Genomic DNA, 26922 nt, shown 5'->3' with positions numbered 1-26922 from the left:
TGCTCCTTAACCGGTGCGCTTACGCGTTGATCGCGTCGATGCGCAGTTCGGTATAGTTCTGGCGGTGGCCGCCATGCTTCTGGTAGTGCTTCCGGCGACGCATCTTGAAGATCGTCACTTTGGCGTGACGCCCTTGCGACACGACGGTAGCCTTGACGGAAGCCCCACTGACCAGCGGCGTACCGAACTTAATCGATTCGCCTTCGCCCACTGCGAGAACCTGGTCGAGCGTGATTTCAGCGTCAATGTCTGCCGGTATCTGTTCTACTTTAAGTTTTTCGCCGACGGCAACCTTGTACTGCTTGCCACCGGTTTTTATGACCGCGTACATTGAAAACCTCACTCTGTATTCATTTTTCCCACGCACCGCGCGCGGAAACTCTCAATTATACATAGAGTTAGCTGCTCGGTCAAAACCTGCTTACCAAACCGCCTACCGTTCGCGCTCGCCCTCTCTCGCAGGCGCTCGCAGAGACTAAACCAGCGACGCGCGGCGGCCCGCAGACGCCCTTGGCGAGCGGCCCTCGCGCCATGCGAAAAGCATCCGCACCGCAGCCGACGACACGGAAGCGCCCCGATCGCCTTATAATTCGCGGCACTACCCAATTCAGCCATCATGTCGTCGACTGCCACCACCTCCCCCAACGTCGCCAGCCTGCTTGCTCCGATCGCCGAAGACATGCAGCAGGTCAATCGCGTCATCCGGCAACGTCTTGCGTCGGACGTGATGCTGATCAACCAGATTTCCGAGTACATCATCAGCGCCGGCGGCAAGCGGCTGCGGCCCGCGCTGCTGTTGCTGGTGGCGGGCGCGCTGGGCGACACGACGGGACACCGGCACGAGCTTGCCGCGGTCGTCGAATTCATTCACACGGCCACGCTGCTGCATGACGACGTGGTCGACGAGTCCGACCTGCGGCGCGGCCGCCAGACCGCCAACGCGCTGTTCGGCAACGCCGCGAGCGTGCTGGTCGGTGATTTCCTGTATTCGCGCTCGTTCCAGATGATGGTCGGCGTGGGCAAGATGCGCGTGATGGAAATTCTGTCGGAGGCGACCAACATCATCTCCGAAGGCGAAGTGCTGCAGTTGTTGAACATGCACGATGCCGACGTCGATGAAGCCCGCTACATGCAGGTGATCCGCTACAAAACCGCAAAGTTGTTCGAGGCGGCCGCCCAACTCGGGGCAGTGCTCGCCGGCGCGGACGCGAAAACCGAAGCCGCCGCCGCCGAATATGGCCGCCGCATCGGCACCGCGTTCCAGATCATGGACGACTGGCTCGACTACACGGGCACGGCCGAGTCGATGGGCAAGAACGCCGGCGACGATCTGCGCGAAGGCAAACCGACGCTGCCGCTCATCTATCTGATCGAACGCGGCACGCCCGAGCAATCGGCGCTCGCGCGTGAAGCCATCGAGCAAGGTGGCACCGACCGTTTCGATACGATTTTCGACGCGATCACGCGATCGGGCGCGCTCGACCACACGCTCGAGTGCGCGAAACAGGAAGCGCAAGCAGCCGCGGCAGCAATTTCTTCATTTCCCCATTCCATTTTCAAAGAGAGCCTGCTAGAATTATGTTCTTACTCGACGGCAAGACAGTCTTGAACGAGACTGCAACGCCGAATTAGTCCGAGTCGAGTCAGCAGTACCAAATCGGGGTGTAGCTTAGCCTGGTAGAGCGCTACGTTCGGGACGTAGAGGCCGGAGGTTCGAATCCTCTCACCCCGACCAGATTCCCCCCTTGTTAGCTCAAGGTTTAAAAACCGCCGCAGCATTGCTCGGCGGTTTTTTGTTTTGCGCGGCACCTTTTTGCTGCTGTCGTGCTGCCTTTCGCTGCTTTCTTTTCCTCCGGTTAGACAGGCACAGCGCGCACGTCGCGACGTTGTCGTCCGAGCGGCGTCAGCCGCCGTTCACGGCGGAGCGCGTGGCCCCCTCTGCTATATTCTCTCCATCCTTTCCCTTATTTTTCACGACGCGTGGAACAACTTCCCTTATGGGCGCAGATCGGCGCCGTCCTTCTGCTGCTTGTCTGCTCCGCCTTCTTTTCCATTTCCGAGACAGCGATGATGGCGCTGAACCGTCATCGGCTCAAACATCTCGCCAGCAAAAACACCCTCGGCGCGAAAACTACCCAGGGACTGCTTGCGAAAACCGATCAGTTGCTGAGCGTGATCCTGATCGGCAATAACCTGTTCAACACGATCATTCCGGTACTGACTACATCGCTCGCGTTGCATACGTTCGGCCGCAATAGCCTCGTGCTGTCGATCGCGACCGGTATCGTCGCCTTCCTAATCATCGTGTTCGCAGAAATCACGCCGAAGATCGTCGGCGCAACCTTTCCCGAGAAAATCGCGCTGCCCGCAAGCCTGCTGATCGCGCCATTGATGCGCATCGGGAAACCGGTGATCTGGTTCGTCAACCTGTTCGCCACCGGCATCCTGCGCGTGCTGCACATTAATACGAAGGGCGCGCGCGATCAGCGACTGTCCACCGAAGAACTGCGCACCATCGTGCTCGAGTCGGGCAGCTTCATGCCGACCAAACACCGCAGCATCCTGCTGAATCTGTTCGACCTCGAAAACATCTCGGTCGATGACGTGATGATCCCGCGTCGCCGCATCGAAGCGCTCGACTTCGATGCACCGTTCGAACAGATCCTGCATCAACTAGAGACCTGCTATCACAACAAGCTGATCGTCTACCAGGGCGACATCGACCGAGTGCTCGGTGTGCTGCACGTGCGCAAGACCCTGTCAGCGCTGCACAACCAGGAGTTCGAACGCGATACCTTGCGCGAGCTGCTCGCCGAGCCGTACTTCGTGCCAAGCGGCACGCCGGTGTTCCCGCAGTTGCAATACTTCCAGGAGAGCCGGCATCGCATCGCGCTCGTCGTCAACGAATACGGCGAACTGCAAGGTCTCGTCACGCCGGAAGACATCATCGAGGAGCTGATCGGCGAATTCACCACGTCGATTCCGCGTGGCGCCAGTTCGCGCGGCGGCTGGAACGAAGCGGGCGAATGCATCGTCGCGGGCAGCATGCCGTTGCGCGAGTTGAACCGCTGGCTGCAACTCGCGCTGCCCACCGATGGCCCCAAAACGCTCAACGGCCTGATTCTCGAAATTCTCGAAGACATTCCCGACGGCGACGTCTGCGTGTGCATCGGCGACACCAAGCTCGAAGTGATGCGCAGCGACGATCAGGCAATCCGCACCGTCAAGCTGTTCAAACCGCCGTCGCGCACAAAGGCCGGAAAAGCAAGGTCAGGCTGAGACCCGCACAGTCGCTCGCTAATTCATGGTCAGCATTGCACAGGCTCGCGACGCGCGCCATTAGCCGAATGGCCGAATGGCATTCGGACGCCCTCATCGGGAAGATGAAGCCGTCATGTTCTACAGGCGGCTCATCACCGGTCTCTCATGCAAACCCCCTTTGCCACCGCTGCGGCATTGCCGCGCCCACTCGCTGCTGACGGCGAATCCAGCGCAACCAATCTAAACGATCCGGACAACGCCCCGGCCGTGCGTCTGTTGACCGACACGTTGCACGAAGCGACGCGGCGCAATGCGTCCGATATCCACATCGAGCCGGCCGAGCACGGCTGGCGTGTGCGGCTGCGCATCGACGGCGTACTGCATGAAATCCCGCGGCCGCCCGCGCATCTACGCGATGCCTTCGTCACGCGGGTTAAGGTGCTCGCGCGCATGGACATCGCCGAGCGACGCGTGCCGCAAGACGGCCGGCTACGCCTCGCGACGTCGCCCGGGCGACTCGAGGATTACCGCGTCAATTCACTGCCGACGCTGTTCGGCGAAAAGCTCGTGCTACGACGGCTCGACGCGCTGCCCGCTGATCTTTCGCTCGATTCGCTCGGCCTCGATCCGCGGCAGCGCGAAGCCGTGGACGCCGCGATCCGCGCGCCGCACGGTCTGATGCTCGTCACCGGACCAACGGGCAGTGGCAAGACGCTGTCGCTGTACTGCTTCCTCAATCTGCTGAACGGCGAGGCACGCAACCTCTGCTCAGTGGAAGATCCGGCCGAGATCCAGCTGGCCGGTATCAACCAGGTCAGCGTGCGCGAAAAAGCCGGGCTAACGTTCGCGGTCGCACTGCGCGCGTTCCTGCGTCAGGACCCGGACGTGATCATGGTCGGCGAAATCCGCGACAACGAAACCGCCGACGTCGCCGTGAAGGCCGCGCAAACCGGCCACCTCGTGCTGTCCACGCTGCATACGAACGACGCGCCCGCGGCCATCACGCGGCTCATCGATATCGGTGTCGAGCCGTACAACCTTGCAGCCGCGCTGCGGATGGTGACCGCGCAGCGGCTGGTGCGGCGACTATGCGTCGCGTGCCGCGCACCCGCGCCGCATTCGGCGACGGCGCTCCACGCCGCTGGCTTCGGCGAACAAGAGCTCGACGGCTGGCAACCGTATGCGGCGACCGGCTGTGCGGCTTGCCATGGCATCGGCTATCGGGGGCGCGTCGGCATCCATCAGGTGATGCCCGTTTCCGACGCGATGCGCGAGCTGATCGTCGCAAGCGCGGGTGCGCACGAGCTGGCCCGCCTCGCGCAGACCGAACAGGTCGCGACATTACGCGACGCGGCGCTAGCGCGCGTACGCGACGGCACCACCAGTCTCGCCGAAGCGCTCGCCGCCACGGAGGTCGCATGAGTACCGCCGCGCAGTCACCGACACGGCCCGTCTCAGCCGACCTGCGCTTCAGATGGCGCGGCGTCGACGCGGACGGCAAGCGCCATAGCGGCACGCTGATCGCGCCCGACGCGAGCGCCGCGCGCACGCTGCTCAAACGCGACAGCCTCTTTATCGTCGAACTCGCAACGCAAGGCCCGGCGCCACGCCCGAAGACCAGCGCGGCCGATGTCACGCTGTTCACGCGGCAACTTTCCAGTCTCCTGCGTGCCGGCTTGCCGCTCGCGCCCGCGCTCGAACTGCTCGCACAGACGCCGACGTCGGGGCAGCGGCAAGGCATGCCGCGCATCGTCGGCACGGTCGCGCGCGACATCACCGCCGGCCTGCGGTTTTCGGCGGCCTTGGAGCGGCACCCGGCGCAGTTCAATGCGCTGTATTGCCAACTCGTCGAGGTGGGCGAAGCCGCGGGCGCGCTCGTCAACGTGCTCGCCCGCCTCGCCGACGACCGCGAACGCGCCGCCGCGCAGCGTGCAAAGGTGCGCGCAGCTCTCACCTATCCAGTCGCGATCCTGCTGCTCGCGATCGCGATAACCGCCGCGTTGCTGGTGTGGGTCGTGCCGACGTTCAAGCAGATCTTCGATGGCTTCGGCGCCAGGCTGCCCGCGCCGACGCAGTTCGTGCTGGCGCTCTCGGCGGCTGCCGCGCGCTGGAGTGTGCCGCTGTTCGTGCTGATGCTCGCAATGAGCTCGGCCATCACATTCGTGCTGCGTCGATCGATAAGCGCGCGCATCCGCTTCGCTCGCCTGTCGCTCAACCTGCCAGTGGCCGGCCCGCTGCTGCGCACGCTGTGCGCAGCGCGGTGGAGTCGCGCGCTCGGCACCCTGCTGTCCGCCGGCACACCGCTCGCCGACGCGTTCGATTCGCTCACGCAGGCAACCGGCAATGCCTTCTTCGATCGCGCGACCGCGAGCATCGCCACCAGACTGCGGCGCGGCGAAAGGCTTGCCGCGGCGATGCGCGCGGCCCGCTGCTTTCCTGCCGAGGTCGTTCAGCCCGTTGCGGTCGCCGAGGAATCCGGCGCGCTCGACAGCATGCTGCTCGATGTCGCGTCGCTTGCGGATCGCCAGGTCGACGACAGGATCGGCACGCTATCGAGCCTGTGCGAACCGCTCGTGATCGTCGTGCTCGGCACGCTTGTCGGCGGCCTCGTCATCGCGATGTATCTTCCCATTATTCAACTCGGCAACGTGGTGTAGCATCCCAGCCGAATCCAATTCATGACCATACAGGCTCCTCCACCGCTCGTGCCACAAACTTCCTCCAGCCTGCTCGCGGGCTTACTGCCAGGCCGCTTTGCAGGCGATATCGGCCTCGCGCTCGCGAGTCTGCCCGCCGGGGTGCAGATCGCGTTCGCGATCGTGCTCGGCCTCGTGATTGGCAGCTTCCTGAACGTGGTCGTGCATCGGCTGCCGATCATGCTCGAGCGTGCGTGGCGCGCCGAAATCAGCGAGGCCACCGACGCGCCGCAGCCCGGCGACGGACTGCCCGAGCGCTACAACCTGTGGGTGCCGCGTAGCGCGTGCCCGCATTGCGGCCACGTGCTGAGCGCGTGGGAAAACTTGCCGGTGCTGAGCTACCTGCTGTTACGCGGCCGTTGTTCCGCATGCGGCACGCACATCAGCGCACGCTATCCGCTGCTCGAAATCGCGAGCGCAGCTTTCGCCGCGGGCGCACTGATGGCCTTCGGCCCGACGCTGATGGCACTCGCCGCGTTCGGCCTGTGCGCGACGTTGCTTGCGATGAGCGCGATCGATATCGACACGCATCTGCTGCCCGATTCCTTGACCCTGCCGCTGTTGTGGGCCGGCCTGATCGTCAATTTCAATGGCATGTTCACGAACCTGCATGATGCGGTGCTCGGGGCTATCTTCGGATATCTGGTGTTATGGGCCGTGCATTGGGCGTTCAGGGTCGTGCGCGGTATCGAAGGCATGGGCTATGGCGACTTCAAACTTCTCGCGGCGCTCGGCGCGTGGCTCGGCTGGCCAGCGCTGCCGCAAATCGTGCTCGTCGCCGCGGTGGCCGGTGCCGTGATCGGCCTCGCGGCGACGTGGCGCGGCCGTATGCGCTTCGAGGAGCCGCTGCCGTTTGGGCCATTTCTTGCGGCGGGCGGTGCGCTCACGCTGTTTGCCGGCACGCCGCTTTACCTAGCTTTGGGAGGCTGAAGCATGTTCGTTGTGGGACTCACCGGCGGCATCGGTAGCGGCAAGTCGACGGTTGCCAATCTGTTCGCCGCGCGCGGCGTGCCGCTCGTCGATACCGACGTGATCGCGCATCGCATCACCGCGCCGCATGGCCTGGCGATGCCGCGCATCGCCGCCGAATTCGGCGCGGAGTTCGTTGCCGCCGACGGCTCGCTCGATCGCGCGCGCATGCGCACGCTCGTGTTCAGCGACGACACCGCGCGCCAACGTCTCGAAAGCATCACGCATCCGCTGATTCGGGTGGAAACCGAGCGCGAAGAGCGCGAAGCGAAAGGGCCGTATGTGATCGTCGTGGTGCCGTTGCTGGTCGAGTCCGGGACCTGGAAGAACCGTGTGAATCGCGTGCTCACCGTCGATTGCAGCATCGACACGCAAGTCGCGCGGGTGATGAGCCGCAACGGCTTCAGCCGTGAGCAGGTGCTCGCGATCATCGCGCGCCAGGCCACGCGCGAAGCGCGCCTCGCCGCCGCCGACGACGTGATCGTCAATGACAACGCGCCGCCCCTGGAGCTCGAAGCGCAGGTGGACGCTCACCATCAAGCGTATCTGTCGCTCGCGAAGGGTGAGGCCGAGTCGTAGCGCGCGGAGGCCTCAGGTCGGCCTCGCTGCAAGCATCAAGCGCACGATGCCCTGTGAAGGCAGATACGCATTTTCGGCACGCGTCGTCACCGACACAATTGAACTTTGCGCGCATGCGAGAGCCGAAGCGCTCATAGCACCGGGAACTGACAAAAAAGTTGCGAAAGCACGCGGAAAGCGTGCGTGATTGCCTGGGTAGTCCCACGGCATTAGAATGTTTTGCATTCCTGTCACCGACCACGCCCGAGGCGAGCCCGCTTGATCCTTTACGAGTACCCCTTCAATGAGCGAATCCGGACGCTGTTGCGGCTCGAAGATCTGTTCGAGCGCTTCACGTTCTTTCTGACTCAGGAAGACGCGCGGGAACATCACGTCGCACTGACAACGCTGTTCGAAATCTCCGAAGTAGCTGGCCGCGCGGATCTGAAGTCGGATCTGATGAAAGAGCTCGAACGCCAGCGGCAAACGCTCGCGCCGTTTCGCGGCAATCCGGGCATCGAGCAGAACGCGCTCGAAGCGGTGCTCGGCGAAATCGAGCAGACCCTTGCGGGGCTCACGCAGATGCAAGGCAAAACCGGCCAGCATCTTGCAGACAACGAATGGCTTGCAAGCATTCGCAGCCGCGCGATCATCCCCGGTGGCACCTGCAAATTCGACCTGCCCTCGTATTACGCGTGGCAACAGTTGCATCCCGATCAGCGTCGCCAGGACATCGCCAAGTGGGTCACGCCGCTTTTGCCGCTGCGCGACGCGGCCACGATCGTGCTGCGGCTCGCGCGCGAGTCGGGCCAGGCGTCGAAGGTGATGGCGATGCAAGGCAGCTATCAGCAAATGCTGTCGGGCCGCTCGTATCAATTGATGCAGGTTCGTGTCGCGCCCGAATTGCGCGTGATTCCCGAAGCGAGCGCCAACAAGTACATGCTGTGGGTGCGCTTCACGGTGCAGGACGGCGATCTGCGGCCGCGCGCGGTCGACGTCGACGTGCCGTTCCAGCTCACGCTCTGCAGCCTGTAACCGCCTGACAATCGCCGCGCACCGAGCAGCGCGCACCGGATTTGACCGAACGCGCCTTTGAAGCGGTGCGAAATAGCCCTATATTCGTTACTTGTTCTGTTTGCGATTGACCGTCCGACCGTATGCCTACCGTCGTCAAATGTCCTACTTGCGGTAAAGATGTCCGCTGGACCCCCGAGAGCCGCTTCCGTCCTTTCTGCTCCGAGCGCTGCAAGCAGATCGATCTCGGCGCATGGGCCGCCGAAAAATACCGGATTGGCGGCAACGAACAGGAAGGGTCTTCGTCCGAAGAGGAAACGCCGCGCGGCGACTACAACCCGCACTGAGCGAGCCAGTAAAAAAGCCACGCGAACCGCGACGCTGCCGAGACAGCGCCCGCTCTCGCGTGGCTTTTTCAGTCGCTCCGTTTCAACCAATCACCTGTTCTCGACCGCGAGCCACTCCAGCACCGGGATCGTGGCCGGCAGCAATGGCGAGACATCCGCAGGCAAGCTCTGCCACACGAAGGCCTGGCCCTCACGCCCGTGCGGCTCGCCCGACCACTGCGTCACCTTGCAGAAGAAGAGGCGCACATAGGCGTGCGGATAGTCGTGTTCGAGCGTATGCCACAAATGGCTCGCCTCGACCTCGATTCCCAGCTCCTCGTGCAGCTCGCGCGCAAGCGCGGCCTCAACTGATTCTCCCGCTTCCAGCTTGCCCCCCGGAAACTCCCAGTAGCCCTCGTACGGCTTGCCCGCCGGACGCTGCGCGAGCAGGTAGCGCCCGTCCGGCTGCACCAGCACGCCGACCGCGACTTCGGTGACCGGACGGCCGGCGCCGTTGGTGCCGGCGCTACTGCCCGCGTTTTTGCTAACGTCGCTCATGCCGGCGTCTTACGGCCGGACCAGTCGCGCGCGAACTGCCACGCGACCCGCCCCGAGCGCGAGCCGCGTTCGAGCGCCCACACGAGCGCATCGCCGCGCGCCGATTCGATCTCGGCGTCGTCACAACCGAAATGACGCAGCCAGTGCGCGATGATCGTCAGATAGTCGTCCTGCTTGAACGGATAGAAGCTGACCCACAGCCCGAAACGCTCCGACAGCGAAATCTTCTCTTCGACCAGTTCGCCTGGATGAATCTCGCCGTCCGGCATGTGCTTGTACGTCTCGTTGTCGCTCATGTACTCGGGCAGCAGATGGCGGCGGTTCGACGTCGCGTAGATCAGCACGTTGTCCGACTGGGCGGCGACCGAGCCGTCGAGCGCGACCTTCAGCGCCTTGTAGCCCGACTCGCCTTCTTCGAACGACAGGTCGTCGCAGAACACGATGAAGCGCTCCGGGCGCTTCGCGATCAGATCGACGATGTCGCCGAGGTCGTGCAGATCGTCCTTGTCCACTTCGATCAGACGCAGGCCGTCTTTTGCGTACGCGTTCAGACACGCCTTGATCAGCGACGACTTGCCGGTGCCCCGCGCGCCCGTCAGCAGCACGTTGTTGGCCGGCTGGCTGCGCACGAACTGGCGCGTGTTCTGTTCGATCAGCCCTTTCTGGCGATCGATGTTCTGCAGGTCGTCGAGCGTGATCGACGAAATGGCGTGCACCGGCTGCAGGTAGCCGCGCCCCTGGCGCTTGCGCCAGCGAAAAGCGACCGCGGCCGACCAGTCGATGTCCGGCGCGGCGGGCGGAAGCATCGCTTCCAGGCGGCCGAGCACGGCTTCGGCCCGGGTCAGAAACTGTTCGAGTTTGTCCATGGTAAGTGGGCGGCCAGCGGCCGCGCTTTGAACCTCATTACGAGCGGTAGTCGGCGTTGATGCTCACGTAGTCGTGCGACAGATCGCAGGTCCAGATCGTGGCTTGCGCATTGCCGCGGCCGAGCACGACGCGAATGCCGATCTCGCTCTTTTTCATCACGCGCTGGCCGTCTTCTTCGCGGTAGGCCGGGTTGCGGCCGCCGGCAGTCGCGACCAGCACGTCGTCTAGATACAGATCGATCTTGCCGACGTCGAGATCGTCCACGCCGGCATAGCCGATGGCCGCAAGAATGCGGCCGAGGTTCGGGTCCGATGCATAGAAGGCCGTCTTGACGAGCGGCGAGTGGCCGATCGCGTAGGCGATCTGGCGGCATTCGCCGACGCTCGAGCCGCCTTCGACATGCACGGTCATGAACTTGGTCGCGCCTTCACCATCACGCACGATCAGTTGCGCGAGGCTCTGCGCGACCTCGGTCACCGCGTCGCGCAGCGCTGCATAAGCGGGCGAATCGGTGGACGTGATCGCTGGCAGGCCCGATTTGCCCGACGCGATCAGGATGAATGAATCGTTGGTCGACGTATCGCCATCGATCGTAATGCAGTTGAACGAGCGGTCCGCGACGTGCTTCACGAGCTCGTCGAGCACGGGCTGCGCGACGGCTGCGTCGAACGCGAGGAAGCCGAGCATGGTCGCCATGTTCGGCTTGATCATGCCGGCGCCCTTGCTGATGCCGGTCAGTGTGACCGTGTGGCCGTCGATCGTGACTTGGCGCGAGCTCGCCTTCGGCAGCGTGTCGGTCGTCATGATCGACTGTGCCGCGTCGTACCAGTTCGCTTCCTTGCGGTTCGCGAGCGCGGCCGGCAAACCGGCCTTCAGACGATCGACCGGCAGCGGTTCGAGAATCACGCCCGTCGAGAACGGCAGCACCTGCTCGGGCGCGATGTCGGCGAGACGCGCGAGTTCCGCGCACGTTTCGCGCGTCGCCGCGAGGCCCTGCTCACCGGTGCCCGCGTTCGCGTTGCCGGTGTTGATCACCAGCGCGCGAATCGGCTTGCCGCCCGCGCGCACGCGCTGCAGGTTCTCCCGGCAGACCGTGACGGGCGCCGCGCAGAAGCGGTTCTGCGTGAACACGCCGCCTACCGTCGCGCCTTCGTCGACGGAAATGACGAGCACGTCCTTGCGGTTCGGCTTGCGGATATGCGCTTCCGCCCAGCCTAGCGTGACGCCGGCGACGGGGTGGAGTTGAGCGGGATCGATCGAGGGAAAGTTGACAGCCATGGTCGCGACCTGTCGAAGAAAATGCCGGCGGACGCCGGCATCGGGCAAACGGAACTGATGACCCGGGCGTGTTGCCGGGTCACCCGCGAAATCAAAACGGCCAAGCGGCACTCAAAAACGACGCGGCGCGCCCTGAAGCGCGCCGCGTCGCCAATTATGCGATCTTGCCGTGGCACTGCTTGTACTTCTTGCCGCTACCGCACGGGCACGGGTCGTTGCGGCCGACCTTCGGCACGTTATCGGTATGCATATGCACGGCCGCCTGCGGCGCTGCGCCGTGGCCGTGGCTCATCGCGTCGCCGATCATCGCGGCGGTGGCCGCTTCGGCTGCAACCGGCGCGGCGGCGCCGGCTTCCGCGAACTCCGCATGACGGAACTCGACATTCTCCAGATGACCGCCCTGCTCTTCCATCTGTTCCGCGGCCGCTTCGAGCTGCTCCGGCGACTGGATCTGCACGTTCATCACGATGCGCGTAACTTCGAGCTTCACCGCGTCGAGCATCGCGGCGAACAGTTCGAACGCCTCGCGCTTGTATTCCTGCTTCGGGTTCTTCTGCGCATAGCCGCGCAGATGGATGCCCTGACGCAGATGGTCGAGCGCGGCCAGATGCTCGCGCCACGCGCGGTCGAGCGTCTGCAGCATGATCGAGCGCTCGAACGCGCTGAACGATTCACGGCCGACCAGCTGGACCTTCGCCTCGTACCCCTCGTCCGCGGCGGCTTCAACCGCTTCGAGAATCTCGTCGGGGCTGATCGAGTTCGACTCGTTGATCATTTCCTGGATCGCGAGGTCGAGCTGCCATTCGTTGCGCAGCACTTCTTCGAGCTCGGGCACGTCCCACTGTTCTTCGATGCTGCCCACCGGCACGAACTGATGCACGATGTCGGAAATCACGCCATGACGCATCGCGGTGATGGTCTCGGTGATGTCGTTCGCTTCGAGCAATTCGTTGCGCTGCTGGTAGATCACCTTGCGCTGGTCGTTCGACACGTCGTCGTATTCGAGCAATTGCTTACGAATATCGAAGTTGCGTGCCTCGACCTTGCGCTGCGCCGATTCGATCGAACGCGAGACGATGCCTGCTTCGATCGCCTCGCCTTCCGGCATCTTCAGGCGGTCCATGATCGCGCGCACGCGGTCGCCCGCGAAAATGCGCAGAAGCGGATCTTCCAGCGACAGATAGAAGCGCGACGAACCCGGGTCACCCTGACGGCCCGCGCGGCCGCGCAGCTGGTTGTCGATCCGGCGCGACTCGTGACGCTCGGTGCCGATGATGTGCAGACCGCCCGCGGCCTTCACCTGATCGTGCAGCGTCTGCCATTCGTCGTGCAGCTTCTGGATGCGGCGCTGCTTTTCGTCGTCGGAGAGCGTTTCGTCCTGCTCGATGAACGACGCCTGCTTCTCCGCGTTGCCGCCGAGCACGATGTCCGTGCCACGGCCGGCCATGTTGGTTGCGATCGTGATGCGTTGCGGACGGCCCGCTTCGGCGACGATCGCCGCTTCGCGCGCATGCTGCTTCGCGTTCAGCACTTCGTGCGGCAAGCCGGCCTGCTTCAGCAGATGCGACAGCAGCTCCGAGTTCTCGATCGACGTCGTGCCGACCAGCACCGGCTGACCGCGTTCGTAGCACTCGCGGATGTCGCGGATCACCGCGTCGTAGCGTTCCTTCGCGGTCTTGTAGATCTGATCCTGCTTGTCGATCCGCTTGGGCGGACGGTTGGTCGGGATCACGACCGTTTCGAGACCGTAGATCTCGTTGAATTCGTACGCTTCGGTGTCGGCCGTGCCGGTCATGCCGGCCAGCTTCGCGTACATGCGGAAGTAGTTCTGGAACGTGATCGACGCGAGCGTCTGGTTCTCGCTCTGGATCTTCACGTGCTCCTTCGCCTCGACCGCCTGGTGCAGACCGTCCGACCAGCGGCGGCCGGCCATCAGACGGCCGGTGAATTCGTCGACGATGATCACTTCGCCGTTCTGCACGACGTAGTGCTGATCCTTGAAGAACAGCGTGTGCGCGCGCAGCGCCGCGTACACGTGGTGCATCAGCGTGATGTTCTGCGGCGCGTACAGGCTTTCGCCCTCGCCGATCAGGCCCCACTCGGAGAGCAGGCGCTCGGCCTTTTCGTGGCCAGACTCGGTCAGGAACACCTGACGGCCTTTTTCGTCCAGCGTGTAGTCGCCCGGCTTCTCGACGCCGGTGCCGTCCGCCTTCTCTTCGCCGATCTGGCGCTCGAGCAGCGGCGGGAGCGCGTTCATGCGCACGTAGAGTTCGGTGTGATCTTCGGCCTGGCCGGAGATGATCAGCGGCGTACGCGCTTCGTCGATCAGGATCGAGTCCACCTCGTCGACGACCGCGAAGTTCAGGCTACGCTGCACGCGCGCGTCGGTCTCGTAGACCATGTTGTCGCGCAGATAGTCGAAGCCGAATTCGTTGTTGGTGCCGTAGGTGATGTCGGCGGCGTAGGCTTGCTGCTTCGCCGTGTGCTCCATCTGCGACAGGTTGATACCGACCGACAGACCGAGGAAGTTATAGAGACGCGCCATCCATTCGGCGTCGCGCTGCGCGAGGTAGTCGTTGACCGTGACCACGTGGACGCCGCGGCCCGACAGCGCGTTCAGGTAGACCGGCAGCGTCGCGACGAGCGTCTTGCCTTCGCCGGTGCGCATTTCGCTGATCTTGCCGTAGTGCAGCGCCATACCGCCGATCAGCTGCACGTCGAAGTGGCGCATCTTCAGCACCCGCTTGCTGGCCTCGCGGCAGACCGCGAACGCCTCCGGCAGGATCTTGTCGAGCGATTCGCCGCTCGCGACGCGCTGGCGGAATTCACCCGTTTTGGCGCGCAGTTGGTCATCCGTCAATTGCTCGATCTGCGGCTCGAGCGCATTGATCGCCGCGACGGTCTTTTGATATTGCTTGACAAGCCGCTGATTACGGCTGCCAAAAATCTTCTGTAGAAAACCGGTGGTCATCGGATCGGTGTCTGCGTCGCGGCTTCGGCTGGCTCGCGGTGTGCGCTACATGCATACCGCGCCTGGGTCGGAAAGTCCTCGGCGGCTTAGTCCAAGAGTGAATTCGAATCGGGCATTTTAGCACGCGCCTCCGGCTGCGCTCGTGTCGGAGCCGTGACGGCACCGGCTCTGGCCGGCCCTGTCGGGCAACCTTCGGCGCGGCGCTGACCGGCATCGCAAGCTGCCCGCGCGGTACAATCGCGGCGTGAGCGCGCATGGGGCGAGCTCACATGTCAATGCCAAACATGAGCCGTTTTTCGTCCTTTTCAAGGCCGCCGAAGCAGTTCGATCTGCGCCGCCCGCAACCGCTCGCCGAGGTTCTCGGCCGCACGGACGCGTTCGCGGCGCTGCGCGCGGGCGTCGAGCAGATCGCCGCTCTCGAGAAGGACCTGCGCGAGCTTTTGCCCGATTATCTGGCGACGAGCGTCGAGCCCGGCTTCATCAAGGAGGGCGTGCTGGCCCTATTCGCCGCGCACAACGCGCTTGCGGCGCGTCTGCGGCATCTGGAGCCGCGGCTGCTGGTGGATTTGCAGCAGCGCGGCTGGCCCGTGCAGTCGCTGAAAATTCGCGTGCGGCCGCAGCCGCTGAAAGAACCGCCGCCCGTCAAGCAGGCGCGCATGACGCCGGCCGGCGCCGCCGCGCTGCAGGCGTTGAGCGAATCGCTCGAGCCGTCGCCGTTGCAGGAAGCGCTTGCGCGCATAGCCGCGCGGCATCGGCGCAATCGCTGAACGCTGAACGAAAAAAACGGCCCCGAGGGGCCGTTTTTCATTTGCCTGCCTGTCACGCTGGCTTTATGCGAACGCCGTCTGCGTTTCGTACGCGAAGCCGCGCGGGGCTTTCTGCGTGTCTTCGAAGGTGACGATTTCGTACGAGTCTTCGTGCGCGAGCAGCTCACGCAGCAGCGCGTTGTTCAGGCCGTGGCCCGACTTGTACGCGGTGTACGACGCGAGCAGCGGGTGACCGACCACATACAGGTCGCCGATCGCGTCGAGCATCTTGTGCTTGACGAACTCGTCGTCGTAACGCAGACCGTCGTTGTTCAGGATGCGGTACTCGTCGAGCACGATCGCGTTGTCCATGCTGCCGCCGCGCGCGAGGCCGAGCTCACGCATCGTTTCCACTTCATGCGCGAAGCCGAACGTGCGGGCGCGCGCGATTTCGCGCACGTACGACGTGTTGGCGAAATCCACTTCCAGCGCCTGACCGGTTTTGTCGACGGCGGGGTGACGGAAGTCGATCGTGAACTTGAGCTTGAAGCCGAAATACGGATCGAGGCGCGCGAACTTGTCGCCGTCGCGGATTTCGACCGGCTTCGTGACCTTGATGAATTTCTTCGGCGCGTTCTGCTCTTCGATACCCGCCGACTGGATCAGGAACACGAACGAACCCGCGCTGCCGTCCATGATCGGGATTTCTTCGGCGGTGACGTCGACGTAAAGGTTGTCGATGCCAAGACCGGCGCAGGCGGACATCAGATGCTCGATGGTCGACACGCGCGCGCCGTCTTTCTGCAACACGGAAGCCAGACGCGTATCGCCAATCGCCATCGCCGACGCAGGAATGTCCACGGGCGTGGGCAAATCCACGCGCGAAAACACGATGCCAGTGTCCGGCCCCGCCGGACGGAGCGTCAGATTGACTTTACGGCCGGAGTGCAACCCGATGCCGACAGTCTTGACGATCGATTTGATTGTGCGCTGCTTCAACATGGTGGTCTTCTGTTCGATTGAAAATCCTAATCAGGATTTTTTATTCCATAGGCGCAATTATACTCCAATCCCCAGACCAGCGTCTTTGCGGGGAACGTGACAATCTGTTTCGCTGCATTACCCATTGGGCTTAGCGACGGAAAGCGTGACGGGCCGATGCCCCGGAACGGAGGCGTTTCCGGTCATCGGCCCGCGTAACGGCCTGTCACAAAAGCGTCGTAGTCACCGTTGCCGTCGCGCCACGCGACATGAACACGCTGGCCGCGGCGAAGCTGCGACGTCAGCAACTAGCTCAACGTGGCGAGGATACTCGCTGCATCGCTGACTTCGAATTTGCCGGCAGCCTCGACGTTCAGCGTCTTGACCACGCCGTCGTCGACCACCATCGCGTAGCGCAGGGCACGAATCCCCATGCCGCGCGCCGACAGATCCTGCTCCAGACCAAGCGCCCGTGTAAAAGCCGCACTACCGTCCGCCATCATGCGCACCTTGCCCGAGGTGTGCTGATCGCGTCCCCACGCGCCCATCACGAACGCGTCGTTGACGGACACGCACCAGATTTCGTCGATGCCGGCAGCGCGCAACTGCTCGGCATGCTCGACATAGCCCGGTACATGCTTGGCCGAACAGGTCGGCGTGAACGCGCCGGGCAATCCGAAGATCACCACGCGTTTGCCCGCCGTCTGCTCGCGCACGTCGAAACTGTTCGGTCCGATCGTGCAGCCCGCGCGGTCGTCTTCGACATACTCGAAGAGCGTCGCGTCGGGCAGCTTCTCACCTTCCTTGATCATGCTCAGTCCTTTGCATCGATGCGAAGCACGCTCGCACGTCATCGTGTCGCAGTGAATATCGGTTCGGCCCTTGCAACTATAAGCCACACCGTGCGGCGACGGTCACTCCGTCCGCTTCGCGAATCCGCAGAGGGCAGTTGCCCCCGCCGCGAACCAGACGATACGCGACCTGCTTGCCGTTCACCCGCCACGCTCGTGCATTCGTCCGCCAGCGCTGCACCTGCGATGCGACTCGCAGCGCGGCAACGAAGCCTGCCCGTGCGCTCAGTCCGCCTGCTTGCGCAGGAATGCCGGAATGTCGTACGTATCGACGCCCTTTTCCTGCAGCGCCTGCACGTGCGAGGCCGCCGTGTCGCGCGACGTGCGCCACACCGCCGGCGTGTCGAGCGCGCCGTAGTCGGCCGTGCTGGCATGGCCTGCCGCCGGTGCATACGCTGCGTGCGCCATCGCGCCGACCGGCTGGTTGTCGGTGCCGGTGCGCAGCAGCGTCATCGGTGCCGATTGCTGCTTCTTCGCCGCGCGGCCGAGACCCGTTGCCACGACCGTCACGCGCAGCGCGTCGCCCATCGCATCGTCGTACACGGCGCCGAAGATCACCGTGGCATCTTCCGCGGCATAGCTCTTGATCGTGTTCATCACTTCGCGCGTTTCCGACAGACGCAGCGAACGGCTCGACGTGATGTTGACCAGCACGCCACGCGCGCCCGACAGATCGACGCCTTCCAGCAGCGGGCTAGCGACGGCCTGCTCTGCCGCGAGACGCGCGCGATCGACGCCGGCCACCGTCGCCGTGCCCATCATCGCCTTGCCCTGCTCGCCCATCACGGTCTTCACGTCTTCGAAGTCGACGTTCACGAGACCGTCGACGTTGATGATTTCCGCAATGCCCGCAACCGCGTTGTTCAGAACGTCGTCAGCGCACTGGAAGCACTTGTCCATCTCGGCGTCGTCGCCCATCACCTCGAACAGCTTGTCGTTCAGCACGACGATCAGCGAGTCGACGTGATCCTCCAGTTGCTGCGAACCGGCTTCCGCCACGCGCATGCGCTTGCCGCCTTCGAATTCGAACGGCTTGCTGACGACGCCGACGGTCAGAATGCCCATTTCCTTCGCGATCTGCGCGACGACCGGTGCCGCGCCCGTGCCCGTGCCGCCACCCATGCCGGCGGTGATGAACACCATGTGCGCGCCGCGCAGTGCGTCGGCGATACGCTCGCGTGCTTCTTCAGCGGCGGCGCGGCCCATTTCCGGCTTGGCTCCTGCGCCCAGCCCCGTGTTGCCGAGCTGGATCACCGCGGTGGCGCGCGAGCGCGACAGCGCCTGCGCGTCCGTGTTCATCACGATGAAGTCGACGCCTTGCACGCCTTTGTTGATCATGTGCTGAACGGCATTGCCGCCAGCGCCACCGACTCCGACGACCTTGATGATGGTGCCGCTCGTTTCGGTTTCCAGCATCTGGAATTCCATGTTGCCTCCGTCAAGATAAAAAGTTACTGCCACTCGGCGTTATCCGGCAGGAGATCGGGCAACCTCCTGTCGCGCACCGGCCGCCGGCACCAGCGCGAATTTCTCGAAACCCTTGCTCAGAAGTTGCCGAGGAACCAGTCCTTCATGCGCGAGAACACCTGTCCCATCGACCCCGACTGCACCGCAACCTTGCGCCCGCGCATACGCTGCGAGCGCCCTTCGACGAGCAGGCCCATCGCCGTCGAATAGCGCGGATTGCGCACGACGTCGGCGAGACCGCCCGCGTACTCCGGCACGCCAATGCGCACCGGCTTCAGGAAAATGTCCTCACCGAGCTCGACCATGCCGATCATCATCGACGCGCCGCCCGTCAATACGACGCCTGAGCTCAGCAGTTCTTCGTAACCCGACTCGCGCACCACCTGCTGCACGAGCGAAAACAGTTCTTCGACACGCGGCTCGATCACGGCCGCCAGCGCCTGGCGCGACAGCGTGCGCGGACCGCGCTCGCCGAGACCCGGCACTTCGATCATCTCGTCCGGATCGGCGAGCGCCTGCTTGGCGATGCCGTAATCGACCTTGATGTCTTCGGCATCCGGCGTCGGCGTGCGCAGCGCCATCGCGATGTCGCTGGTGATCTGATCGCCGGCGATCGGAATCACGGCGGTGTGGCGAATCGCGCCTTCGCTGAAGATCGCGATGTCCGTGGTGCCGCCGCCGATGTCGACCAGCACCACGCCCAGTTCCTTTTCGTCTTCCGTCAGCACCGCGAGCGACGACGCGAGCGGCTGCAGGATCAGGTCGTTCACTTCGAGGCCGCAGCGGCGCACGCACTTGACGATGTTCTGCGCCGCGCTGACCGCGCCGGTGACGATATGCACCTTCACTTCGAGGCGGATGCCGCTCATGCCGATCGGCTCGCGCACATCTTCCTGACCGTCGATGATGAATTCCTGCGTGAGGATATGCAGCACCTGCTGATCGGTCGGGATGTTGATTGCCTTGGCCGTTTCGATCACGCGCGCGACGTCGGCCTGCGTGACTTCCTTCTCCTTGATCGCGACCATGCCGCTCGAATTGAAGCTGCGGATATGGCTGCCGGCGATCCCGGTGAACACGTTCGTGATCTTGCAGTCGGCCATCAGCTCGGCTTCCTCGAGCGCGCGCTGAATCGACTGCACGGTGGCTTCGATATTCACCACCACGCCCTTCTTGAGCCCCTTCGATTCGCTCTGGCCGAGACCGATCACCTCGTAGTGACCCTCGCCCTTCAACTCGGCGACGATGGCCACTACCTTCGACGTCCCGATGTCGAGGGCGACCAGCAGATCCTTATAGTCTTTACTCATAGCGTGCTCAGTGCGTGTGATGTCCGTTTACTTCTTGCCCTTGTCGGGTTCGCTGATGAAGCGCATGCCAGCGGCACGAATCGCGAAACCGTTCGGATAGCGCAAGTCCGCATTCTCGATATCCTTTCCCCAACGTTGCGTCACCGCGCCCCATGCCGCGGTCAGGCGTTTGCTGCGATCGGCCAGCGTGTCCTGATTGCGCTCGCGGCCCAGCTCCACCTGCGTGCCGTTCGACAGCTTCACCGTCCACGCATAGCGCGGCGACAGCGTCACTCCCTCGGGCGTCGCGTTGATCGCCGCGAACCACTTCTGGAAGTCGTGATACCGCGCGACGACTTCCTTCGCCGTACCGTCCGGGCCGTCGAACGCGGGCAGTTCTCCGTCGAGCTCGCCCTGGTTCGCGGTGAACAGCTCGCCGTCCACGCTCACCAGCTGATCGCTGCCCCACGTCCCTAGCGGCTTGTACTCCTCGAGCGTGACAGCCAGTGCATTCGGCCACACGCGCCGCACGCTCGCGTGACGCACCCACGGCATCTGCTCGAACGCCTGCCGCGCGGCGTCGAGATCGACCGTGAAGTAGTTGCCCTTCAGGCGCCCCACCACGCCGGCGCGCACCGTCGGCGAATTGATGTGCTCAGTGTCGCCGTCGATCTGGATCTCGCGCAGCGCGAAATTCGGGCGCTGGATCAGCCAGTAACCGCCCGCCGCCAGCAGCACGAGCACCAGCAACGCGTGCAGCGCGTTGGTGGCGAGATTGAGCTGGCGAACGTTGTTCCACATGGTGTTGCTTGCGCTTACCCTGGTTAATCCTGCAGCGTCAGCGCCAACACGCCGACCACGAGTTCCTGATAGCTGATGCCGACCGCACGCGCCGCTTTCGGCGGCAGCGAGTGATCGGTCATGCCAGGCGCCGTGTTCACTTCGAGGAAGTACGGCTTGCCTTCGCCATCGAGCATGAAGTCCGCGCGGCCCCAGTCGGTGCAGCCGAGCACGTCGAACGCGCGGCGTGCGAGCACTTTCAGGCGCGCTTCCTCTGCGGCGCTCAGACCGCACGGAATCAGATACTGCGTGTCGTTCGCGATGTACTTCGCGTGATAGTCGTAGAACTCGCCGGCGGGCACGATGCGGATCACCGGCAGGTCCAGATTACCGGCGATGCACGCGGTGTATTCGCCGCCGCCTTCGATGCTCTTCTCGACCACGACGATGCGGTCGTGCTTCGCCGCTTCGATCAACGCGGCCGGCAACGCGTCCGCGCTCTTCACCTTGATCACGGCGACGCTCGAACCTTCGCTCGCCGGCTTCACGAACAGCGGCAGACCGAGCTTCGCGACGATCTCTTGCGCACGCGCCTCGTAGTCGTCACCGCGCAGCACCGCTTCGAACGGCGGCGTCGGAATGCCGAGCTGCTGCCACACGAGCTTGGTGCGGAACTTGTCGAGACCGAGCGCCGAGCCGAGCACACCGCTACCGGTGTAGCGGATGCCGTAAAAATCGAGCGCGCCCTGGATCTGCCCGTTTTCGCCGTAGCCGCCATGCAGCGCGTTGAACGCGCGCACGAAGCCCTCTTCCTTCAATGCCGACAACGGACGCTCGGCCGGATCGAACGGATGCGCGTCGACGCCCGCGTCGCGCAGACCTTGCAACACGAGGCGTCCGGAATTGAGCGACACTTCGCGCTCGGCGGAATTACCACCGAGCAGCACGGCCACCTTGCCGAATTTTTTTGGATCGATACCGCTCATCTCACACCTTCAGTTCCTGAGCGAGGCGACCCGGCACACCGCCGATCGAACCCGCGCCCATCGTAATCACCACATCACCGTCGCGCACCACCGCAGAGAGCGCGTCCGGCACTTCATCGACCGTATCGACGAACACCGGCTCGACCTTGCCCGCGACACGCAGCGCGCGCGCCAATGCGCGGCCGTCCGCGGCGACGATCGGCGCTTCGCCGGCCGCATAGACTTCGGTCAGCACGAGCGCGTCGACGGTCGACAGCACTTTCACGAAATCCTCGAAGCAATCACGCGTGCGCGTGAAGCGGTGCGGCTGGAACGCCAGCACCAGGCGCCGGCCCGGAAATGCGCCGCGCGCCGCCGCCACCGTGGCGGCCATTTCGACTGGGTGGTGACCGTAGTCGTCCACCAGCGTGTAGGAGCCCGCGGCCTCACCGTCACTGACGACCGGCACTTCGCCGTAACGCTGGAAGCGTCGACCGACGCCGTTGAAATCCGCGAGCGCTCGCTGGATATCGGCATCTTTCACTTCAAGTTCAGTCGCAATTGCAATTGCGGCCAACGCGTTCTGCACGTTGTGCTCGCCCGGCAGGTTCAACGTGACGTCGAGCGGCGCCGCGTCTTCGCGCATCACGGTGAAATGCATGCGGCCTTCGCGCGCTTCGACGTTGACCGCGCGCACCTGCGCATCGGCCGCCAAACCGTAGCGGATGATCGGCTTCGACACGAACGGCAGGATCTCCTTCACGTTCGGATCGTCGACGCACAGCACCGCGATGCCATAGAACGGCAAACGGTGCGTGAATTCGATGAACGCCTGCTTCAGACGCGCGAAGTCGTGACCATAGGTATCCATATGATCGGCGTCGATGTTCGTGATGACTTCGATCACCGGGAACAGGTTCAGGAACGACGCGTCCGATTCGTCCGCCTCGGCGACGATGAAGTCGCCGGTGCCCAGACGCGCATTCGCGCCCGCACTGATCAGCCGGCCGCCGATCACGAAGGTCGGATCGAGCCCGCCCGCGGCGAGCACGCTCGCGACCAGCGAGGTGGTCGTGGTCTTGCCGTGCGTGCCGGCGATCGCGATGCCCTGCTTCAGTCGCATGAGTTCCGCGAGCATCACCGCGCGCGGCACGATCGGAATGCGGCGATGACGCGCGGCCAGCACTTCCGGGTTGTCGCTGCGCACCGCGGTCGACACCACCACCGCGTTCGCGCCATCGATGTTCTCCGCCGCGTGCCCGATCGAAATGCGCGCGCCGAGCCGGGCGAGGCGCTCGGTGACCGCGTTGCCCGACAGGTCCGAGCCGCTCACCTGATAGCCGAGATTGACGAGCACTTCGGCGATGCCGCTCATGCCGACGCCGCCGATACCGACGAAATGAATATGTTTGACGATGTGTTTCATTGCTTTCCTTCTGGGCTCACGCCCGCCATCGAACCCGCACCCGCCACCGTCGCGCAGATCTGCGCGACCTGTTCGGTGGCATCCGGTTTCGCGAGCGAGCGCGAACGCTCCGCCATTTCCGCGAGACTCTCCCGCGTCTGGCTACGCAACCAGTCGGCGAGCTTTTCCGCCGACAGGTCGCGTTGTTGCACGGCCAGCGCCGCGCCGTTGTCGGCGAGGAACGCTGCATTAGTAGTCTGGTGATCGTCGACCGCGTACGGGAACGGCACGAACAGCGCCGCGACGCCGACCGCCGATATCTCCGACACCGTCATCGCGCCCGAGCGGCAGATCACCAGATCGGCCTGCGCATAGGCGCTCGTCATGTCGTCGATGAACGGCACGAGCGACACGTCCGCGCCTGCCTGCAAGCCTGCGGCCGCATAGTTCTCGCGCAGCGCGTCGATATGCTTCGCGCCCGCCTGATGAACGATGCGCGGTCTTTCATTGGGCGCTAACAGCGCGAGCGCACGCGGCACGACTTCGTTCAACGCGGCGGCGCCGAGACTGCCACCCACGACGAGCACGTTCAGCGGACCGTTACGCTGCGCGTAGCGTGCTTTGGGTGCATTCGCGCGCGCAAGTTCCTCACGAATCGGATTGCCGGTCCATTCGCCGTGCGGCAGCGCATTCGGAAACGCGACCAGAACGCGTTTCGCGAGCTTCGCGAGCACCTTGTTCGCGAGACCGGCGATCGAATTCTGTTCGTGCAGCACGAGCGGGCACCCGCTCAGCGCGGTCATCAGCCCGGCCGGGAACGTGATGTAGCCGCCCATGCCGAGCACGACGTCGGGCTTCACGCGACGCAGCACACTCAGGCTCTGCGTGCACGCGCGCAGCAGGTTGACCGGCAGCATCAGCTTGGTCTTCAGCCCCTTGCCGCGCACGCCGCCGAAGCGCACGTACTCCATCGGAATGCCGTGCTTCGGCACCAGCGTCGCTTCCATGCCTGCGGGGTTGCCGAGCCACACGACTTTCCAGCCCCACGCCTGCATCAGATGCGCGACCGCGAGCCCCGGGAACACGTGTCCCCCGGTGCCGCCGGCCATCACCATCAGCGTGCGTTGTGGCAGAGCCGTCATACCTTGCCCCCGCGCATCAACACACGATTCTCGTAATCCACTCGCATCAGCACGGCGATCGCGACACAGTTCAGCAAGATGCCCGACCCGCCGTAGCTGACGAGCGGCAACGTGAGGCCTTTGGTCGGTAAAAGACCGAGGTTCACACCCATGTTGATGAAGGTCTGTGCGCCGAACCAGATGCCGACGCCCTTCGCGACCAGACCCGCGAACGTGCGATCGAGCGCTAGCGCCTGACGGCCGATCTCGAACGAGCGGCGCACGATCCAGTAGAACATCAGAATCACGACGAGCACGCCGACGAAACCCAGTTCCTCGCCGATCACCGCGAGAATGAAGTCGGTATGCGCTTCAGGCAGATAGTTAAGCTTCTCGACGCTGCCGCCGAGACCGACGCCAAACCACTCGCCACGCCCGAACGCGATCAGCGAGTGCGTCAGCTGATACGCCTTGCCCTGCGCGTAGCGATCGTCCCACGGATCGAGGTACGCGAAGATCCGCTCACGACGCCAAGGCGACGCCCACACCAGCAACGTGAACGTGCCCACCGCGGTCGCGACGAGACCGCCGAACAGCTTGCCGTTCACGCCGCCGAGGAACAGCACGCCCATCGCGATCGCCGCGATCACCATGAACGCGCCCATGTCCGGCTCGAGCAGCAGCAGCGCGCCGACCAGGCCGACCGCGACCGCCATCGGCAGAAAGCCCTTGGCGAAGCTGTGCATGTATTCCTGCTTGCGTACCGTGTAGTTCGCCGCGTAGATCGTCACCGCGAGCTTCATGATTTCCGACGGCTGCATGTTCGTGATGCCGAGCGGAATCCAGCGGCGCGCACCGTTCACGCCCTTGCCGACGTGCGGGATCAACACGATCACGAGCGCGACGAGCGAGATCAGGAAGAGCTTCGGCGCGTACTTGTCCCACGTCGAAATCGGAATGCGGAACGATACGATGCCGACCGCCGAGCCCATCAGCACGAAGACGATCTGGCGCACGAGGAACGCCCAGTCGCGATACGACGCGTACTTCGGCGAATCGGGCATCGCGATCGACGCCGAGTACACCATCACGATGCCGAGTCCGAGCAGCGCGACGACGACCCACAGCAGCGAGTGGTCGTAGTCGAGCATGCGCGAGCGCAGCGGCCGCACGCCGTTGACCGCGCTCGCGAGACCGCTGCCGCCCGTGCGGGTGGTCGTGCGGGTAGACGTACCTGCGGCGGCGCCGTTGCCCCCGGTGGCTTCCCGCGAGCCGAAACGTTCCGACCAGCTCATATCATCGTCCCCCGTTCGGCCGCGATATCTTCGACCGTGCTGCGGAATACCGCCGCACGATGTGCGTATCCCTTGAACATGTCAAAGCTCGCGCACGCGGGCGACAACAGCACCGCGTCGCCGGGCTGCGCGATGGCGGCGGCTGCGCGTGTCGCTTCTTCGAGCGTCGCGTGATCGGTCATCGCGACGCCGCAATGTTCGAGCGCCGCGCGAATCTGCGGCGCGTCACGGCCGATCAGCATCACCGCGCGGCACCAGCGCATCACCGGCGCGGCGAGCGGCTCGAATTCCTGGCCCTTGCCGTCGCCGCCCGCGATCAGCACGACGCGTTGCGCGAGACCATCGAGCGCGGCGACCGTCGCGCCGACGTTGGTGCCCTTGCTGTCGTCCACGTAGTCGATGCCGTCGATCGACGCGATCAGTTCCACGCGATGCGGTTCGCCGCGGTATTCGCGCAGGCCGTGCAGCAGCGGCGCGCCGGGCAGACCGATCGCACGCGCGAGCGCGTACGCGGCTAATGCGTTGGCGGCGTTGTGCAAGCCGCGGATGCGCAGCGCGTCGGCGGGCATCAGACGCTTCAGCGCGATGTCGGGCGTTGCGGCTGCTTCGTTCTTGCGGCGGCGCTTCGTGGTAGGTTCGTCGGTCGCGTCGCGATCTTGCGCCTCGACGAGCCACACCATGCCGTTCTCGCGCAACAGGCCGTAGTCACCGTCGTTCTTCGGCTCGGTCACGCCGAACGTGATGACCTCCGCCTCGCCGCTGGTGGGCGCGAGCGACATCACACGGGCGTCGTCGCGATTCAGCACGCGCACCGTTCGTGTACCGAAGATGCGGCCCTTCGCGGCCGCGTACGCATCGAGTCCGCCGTGCCAGTCCAGATGATCCTGCGTGATGTTCAGCACGACCGCCGCGTCCGGCGCAAACGTATGTGAGGTCTCAAGCTGGAAGCTCGACAGTTCGAGCACCCACACGTCGGGCAGCGCGGTCTGATCGATTGCTTCGGACAGCTTGTCGAGCAGCGACGGGCTGATGTTGCCCGCCACCGCGACCTTCTTGCCCGCGCGTTCGCACAGCAGGCCGGTCAGGCTCGTCGTCGTGGTCTTGCCGTTCGTTCCGGTGATCGCGATCACCTTCGGCGCGTAGCCGGACTCGCCGAGCGTGCGCAGCGCCTGCGAAAACAGTTCGAGTTCGCCCCACACCGGAATGCCCCGCTCGCGCGCCGCCGTGATCAGCGGCAGCAGATCGGCGGCGAGCGGCGACAGCCCCGGGCTGATCGCGACCAGCTCGACGCCTTCGAGCAGCACCGGCGAAAACGGACCGCCGACGAAATCGGCATCGACACCATGCGCTTCGAGCGCGGACAGGTTCGGCGGCACTTCGCGCGTATCTGCCACGCGCAGCCGACAGCCGTGCCTGGCGCACCAGCGCGCCATCGCGAGACCGGATTCACCCAGTCCCAGCACGAGCACCATCGGCTTTTGCCGATCCCGAAACTTCTCGCCGAACATCGCCTGCTTCCTTAAA

24 protein-coding genes and 1 tRNA gene are annotated in these 26922 nt (G+C 64.3%); 10 read left to right on the top strand and 15 right to left on the bottom strand.

Annotated elements, in window-relative coordinates:
- Positions 1–19 precede the first annotated feature (19 nt).
- Entirely contained in the window at positions 20–331 is a 312-nt protein-coding gene (rplU, locus tag AB3X86_RS13295) for a 50S ribosomal protein L21 (RefSeq protein ID WP_007180329.1), read from the bottom strand.
- Positions 332–616: 285 nt separating this feature from the next.
- On the opposite strand from rplU, the gene AB3X86_RS13290 reads away from it, so the two are divergent.
- The 9 genes from AB3X86_RS13290 (at position 617) to yacG (ending at position 8845) form a co-directional block, all read left to right on the top strand.
- Entirely contained in the window at positions 617–1609 is a 993-nt protein-coding gene (locus AB3X86_RS13290) for a polyprenyl synthetase family protein (protein WP_026229109.1), read from the top strand.
- A gap of 49 nt (positions 1610–1658) precedes the next feature.
- Positions 1659–1735, top strand: a tRNA-Pro gene (locus tag AB3X86_RS13285).
- Between the two features lie 245 nt (positions 1736–1980).
- Positions 1981–3279 carry an HlyC/CorC family transporter gene (locus AB3X86_RS13280; protein ID WP_368596351.1) on the top strand — a complete coding sequence of 433 codons (1299 nt, stop codon included), beginning with the start codon at positions 1981–1983 and terminating at the stop codon, positions 3277–3279.
- 147 nt (positions 3280–3426) lie between these two features.
- A complete protein-coding gene (locus AB3X86_RS13275; protein WP_368596350.1) occupies positions 3427–4683 on the top strand; it encodes a GspE/PulE family protein in 1257 nt (418 codons plus the stop codon).
- Entirely contained in the window at positions 4680–5918 is a 1239-nt protein-coding gene (locus AB3X86_RS13270) for a type II secretion system F family protein (RefSeq protein WP_368596349.1), read from the top strand. Before AB3X86_RS13275 ends, AB3X86_RS13270 begins: the two co-directional genes overlap by 4 nt.
- A 27-nt stretch (positions 5919–5945) precedes the next feature.
- Positions 5946–6887, top strand: coding sequence for an A24 family peptidase (locus AB3X86_RS13265; protein ID WP_368596669.1), 942 nt, complete (start codon positions 5946–5948; stop codon positions 6885–6887).
- Positions 6888–6890: 3 nt separating this feature from the next.
- On the top strand, positions 6891–7505 hold the full coding sequence (gene coaE / locus AB3X86_RS13260; RefSeq protein WP_368596348.1) for a dephospho-CoA kinase: 615 nt from the start codon (positions 6891–6893) through the stop codon (positions 7503–7505).
- A gap of 258 nt (positions 7506–7763) precedes the next feature.
- A complete protein-coding gene (zapD, locus tag AB3X86_RS13255; RefSeq protein ID WP_008921182.1) occupies positions 7764–8519 on the top strand; it encodes a cell division protein ZapD in 756 nt (251 codons plus the stop codon).
- A 122-nt stretch (positions 8520–8641) separates the two neighbouring features.
- Entirely contained in the window at positions 8642–8845 is a 204-nt protein-coding gene (gene yacG, locus AB3X86_RS13250; protein ID WP_013090597.1) for a DNA gyrase inhibitor YacG, read from the top strand.
- A 90-nt stretch (positions 8846–8935) separates the two neighbouring features.
- Here the strand turns inward: yacG and AB3X86_RS13245 are convergent, their stop codons facing one another.
- The 4 genes from AB3X86_RS13245 to secA form a co-directional block, all read right to left on the bottom strand.
- Positions 8936–9382 carry an NUDIX domain-containing protein gene (locus tag AB3X86_RS13245; RefSeq protein ID WP_368596347.1) on the bottom strand — a complete coding sequence of 149 codons (447 nt, stop codon included), beginning with the start codon at positions 9380–9382 and terminating at the stop codon, positions 8936–8938.
- Positions 9379–10248: an ATP-binding protein gene (locus AB3X86_RS13240; RefSeq protein WP_368596346.1), complete on the bottom strand. Its 870-nt coding sequence runs from the start codon at positions 10246–10248 to the stop codon at positions 9379–9381. Before AB3X86_RS13240 ends, AB3X86_RS13245 begins: the two co-directional genes overlap by 4 nt.
- A 37-nt stretch (positions 10249–10285) precedes the next feature.
- Positions 10286–11527, bottom strand: a complete 1242-nt coding sequence (gene argJ / locus AB3X86_RS13235) for a bifunctional glutamate N-acetyltransferase/amino-acid acetyltransferase ArgJ (RefSeq protein ID WP_368596345.1) — start codon at positions 11525–11527, stop codon at positions 10286–10288.
- A 154-nt stretch (positions 11528–11681) separates the two neighbouring features.
- Positions 11682–14498 carry a preprotein translocase subunit SecA gene (secA, locus tag AB3X86_RS13230; protein WP_176121915.1) on the bottom strand — a complete coding sequence of 939 codons (2817 nt, stop codon included), beginning with the start codon at positions 14496–14498 and terminating at the stop codon, positions 11682–11684.
- Positions 14499–14782: 284 nt separating this feature from the next.
- Here secA and AB3X86_RS13225 point away from each other — a divergent pair, with 284 nt between their 5' ends.
- Entirely contained in the window at positions 14783–15265 is a 483-nt protein-coding gene (locus tag AB3X86_RS13225) for a DciA family protein (protein WP_368596668.1), read from the top strand.
- Positions 15266–15328: 63 nt separating this feature from the next.
- Here the strand turns inward: AB3X86_RS13225 and lpxC are convergent, their stop codons facing one another.
- The 10 genes from lpxC to murD form a co-directional block, all read right to left on the bottom strand.
- Positions 15329–16246, bottom strand: a complete 918-nt coding sequence (lpxC, locus tag AB3X86_RS13220) for a UDP-3-O-acyl-N-acetylglucosamine deacetylase (RefSeq protein ID WP_368596344.1) — start codon at positions 16244–16246, stop codon at positions 15329–15331.
- 287 nt (positions 16247–16533) lie between these two features.
- Positions 16534–17037 carry a peroxiredoxin gene (locus AB3X86_RS13215; RefSeq protein WP_368596343.1) on the bottom strand — a complete coding sequence of 168 codons (504 nt, stop codon included), beginning with the start codon at positions 17035–17037 and terminating at the stop codon, positions 16534–16536.
- Positions 17038–17301: 264 nt separating this feature from the next.
- A complete protein-coding gene (gene ftsZ / locus AB3X86_RS13210) occupies positions 17302–18504 on the bottom strand; it encodes a cell division protein FtsZ (protein ID WP_013090606.1) in 1203 nt (400 codons plus the stop codon).
- A gap of 116 nt (positions 18505–18620) precedes the next feature.
- Positions 18621–19853, bottom strand: coding sequence for a cell division protein FtsA (gene ftsA / locus AB3X86_RS13205; protein WP_008921172.1), 1233 nt, complete (start codon positions 19851–19853; stop codon positions 18621–18623).
- 27 nt (positions 19854–19880) lie between these two features.
- Positions 19881–20633, bottom strand: coding sequence for a cell division protein FtsQ/DivIB (locus AB3X86_RS13200; RefSeq protein ID WP_368596342.1), 753 nt, complete (start codon positions 20631–20633; stop codon positions 19881–19883).
- Between the two features lie 23 nt (positions 20634–20656).
- A complete protein-coding gene (locus tag AB3X86_RS13195; RefSeq protein WP_368596341.1) occupies positions 20657–21598 on the bottom strand; it encodes a D-alanine--D-alanine ligase in 942 nt (313 codons plus the stop codon).
- 1 nt (position 21599) lies between these two features.
- Complete coding sequence (gene murC / locus AB3X86_RS13190) at positions 21600–23003, bottom strand: UDP-N-acetylmuramate--L-alanine ligase (protein ID WP_368596340.1); 1404 nt, start codon at positions 23001–23003, stop codon at positions 21600–21602.
- Positions 23000–24124 carry an undecaprenyldiphospho-muramoylpentapeptide beta-N-acetylglucosaminyltransferase gene (gene murG / locus AB3X86_RS13185; protein WP_368596339.1) on the bottom strand — a complete coding sequence of 375 codons (1125 nt, stop codon included), beginning with the start codon at positions 24122–24124 and terminating at the stop codon, positions 23000–23002. The genes murC and murG overlap by 4 nt, the downstream gene beginning before the upstream one ends.
- On the bottom strand, positions 24121–25398 hold the full coding sequence (gene ftsW / locus AB3X86_RS13180; RefSeq protein WP_176104982.1) for a putative lipid II flippase FtsW: 1278 nt from the start codon (positions 25396–25398) through the stop codon (positions 24121–24123). The genes murG and ftsW overlap by 4 nt, the downstream gene beginning before the upstream one ends.
- Entirely contained in the window at positions 25395–26906 is a 1512-nt protein-coding gene (murD, locus tag AB3X86_RS13175) for a UDP-N-acetylmuramoyl-L-alanine--D-glutamate ligase (RefSeq protein ID WP_368596338.1), read from the bottom strand. The genes ftsW and murD overlap by 4 nt, the downstream gene beginning before the upstream one ends.
- Positions 26907–26922: the final 16 nt, after the last annotated feature.

The sequence above is a fragment of the Paraburkholderia sp. BR14374 genome, from assembly GCF_040948685.1.
GTDB lineage: Bacteria > Pseudomonadota > Gammaproteobacteria > Burkholderiales > Burkholderiaceae > Paraburkholderia > Paraburkholderia youngii.
Note: the sequence above shows the minus strand (reverse complement) of the source record. Positions and strands in the feature narration are given on the sequence as shown.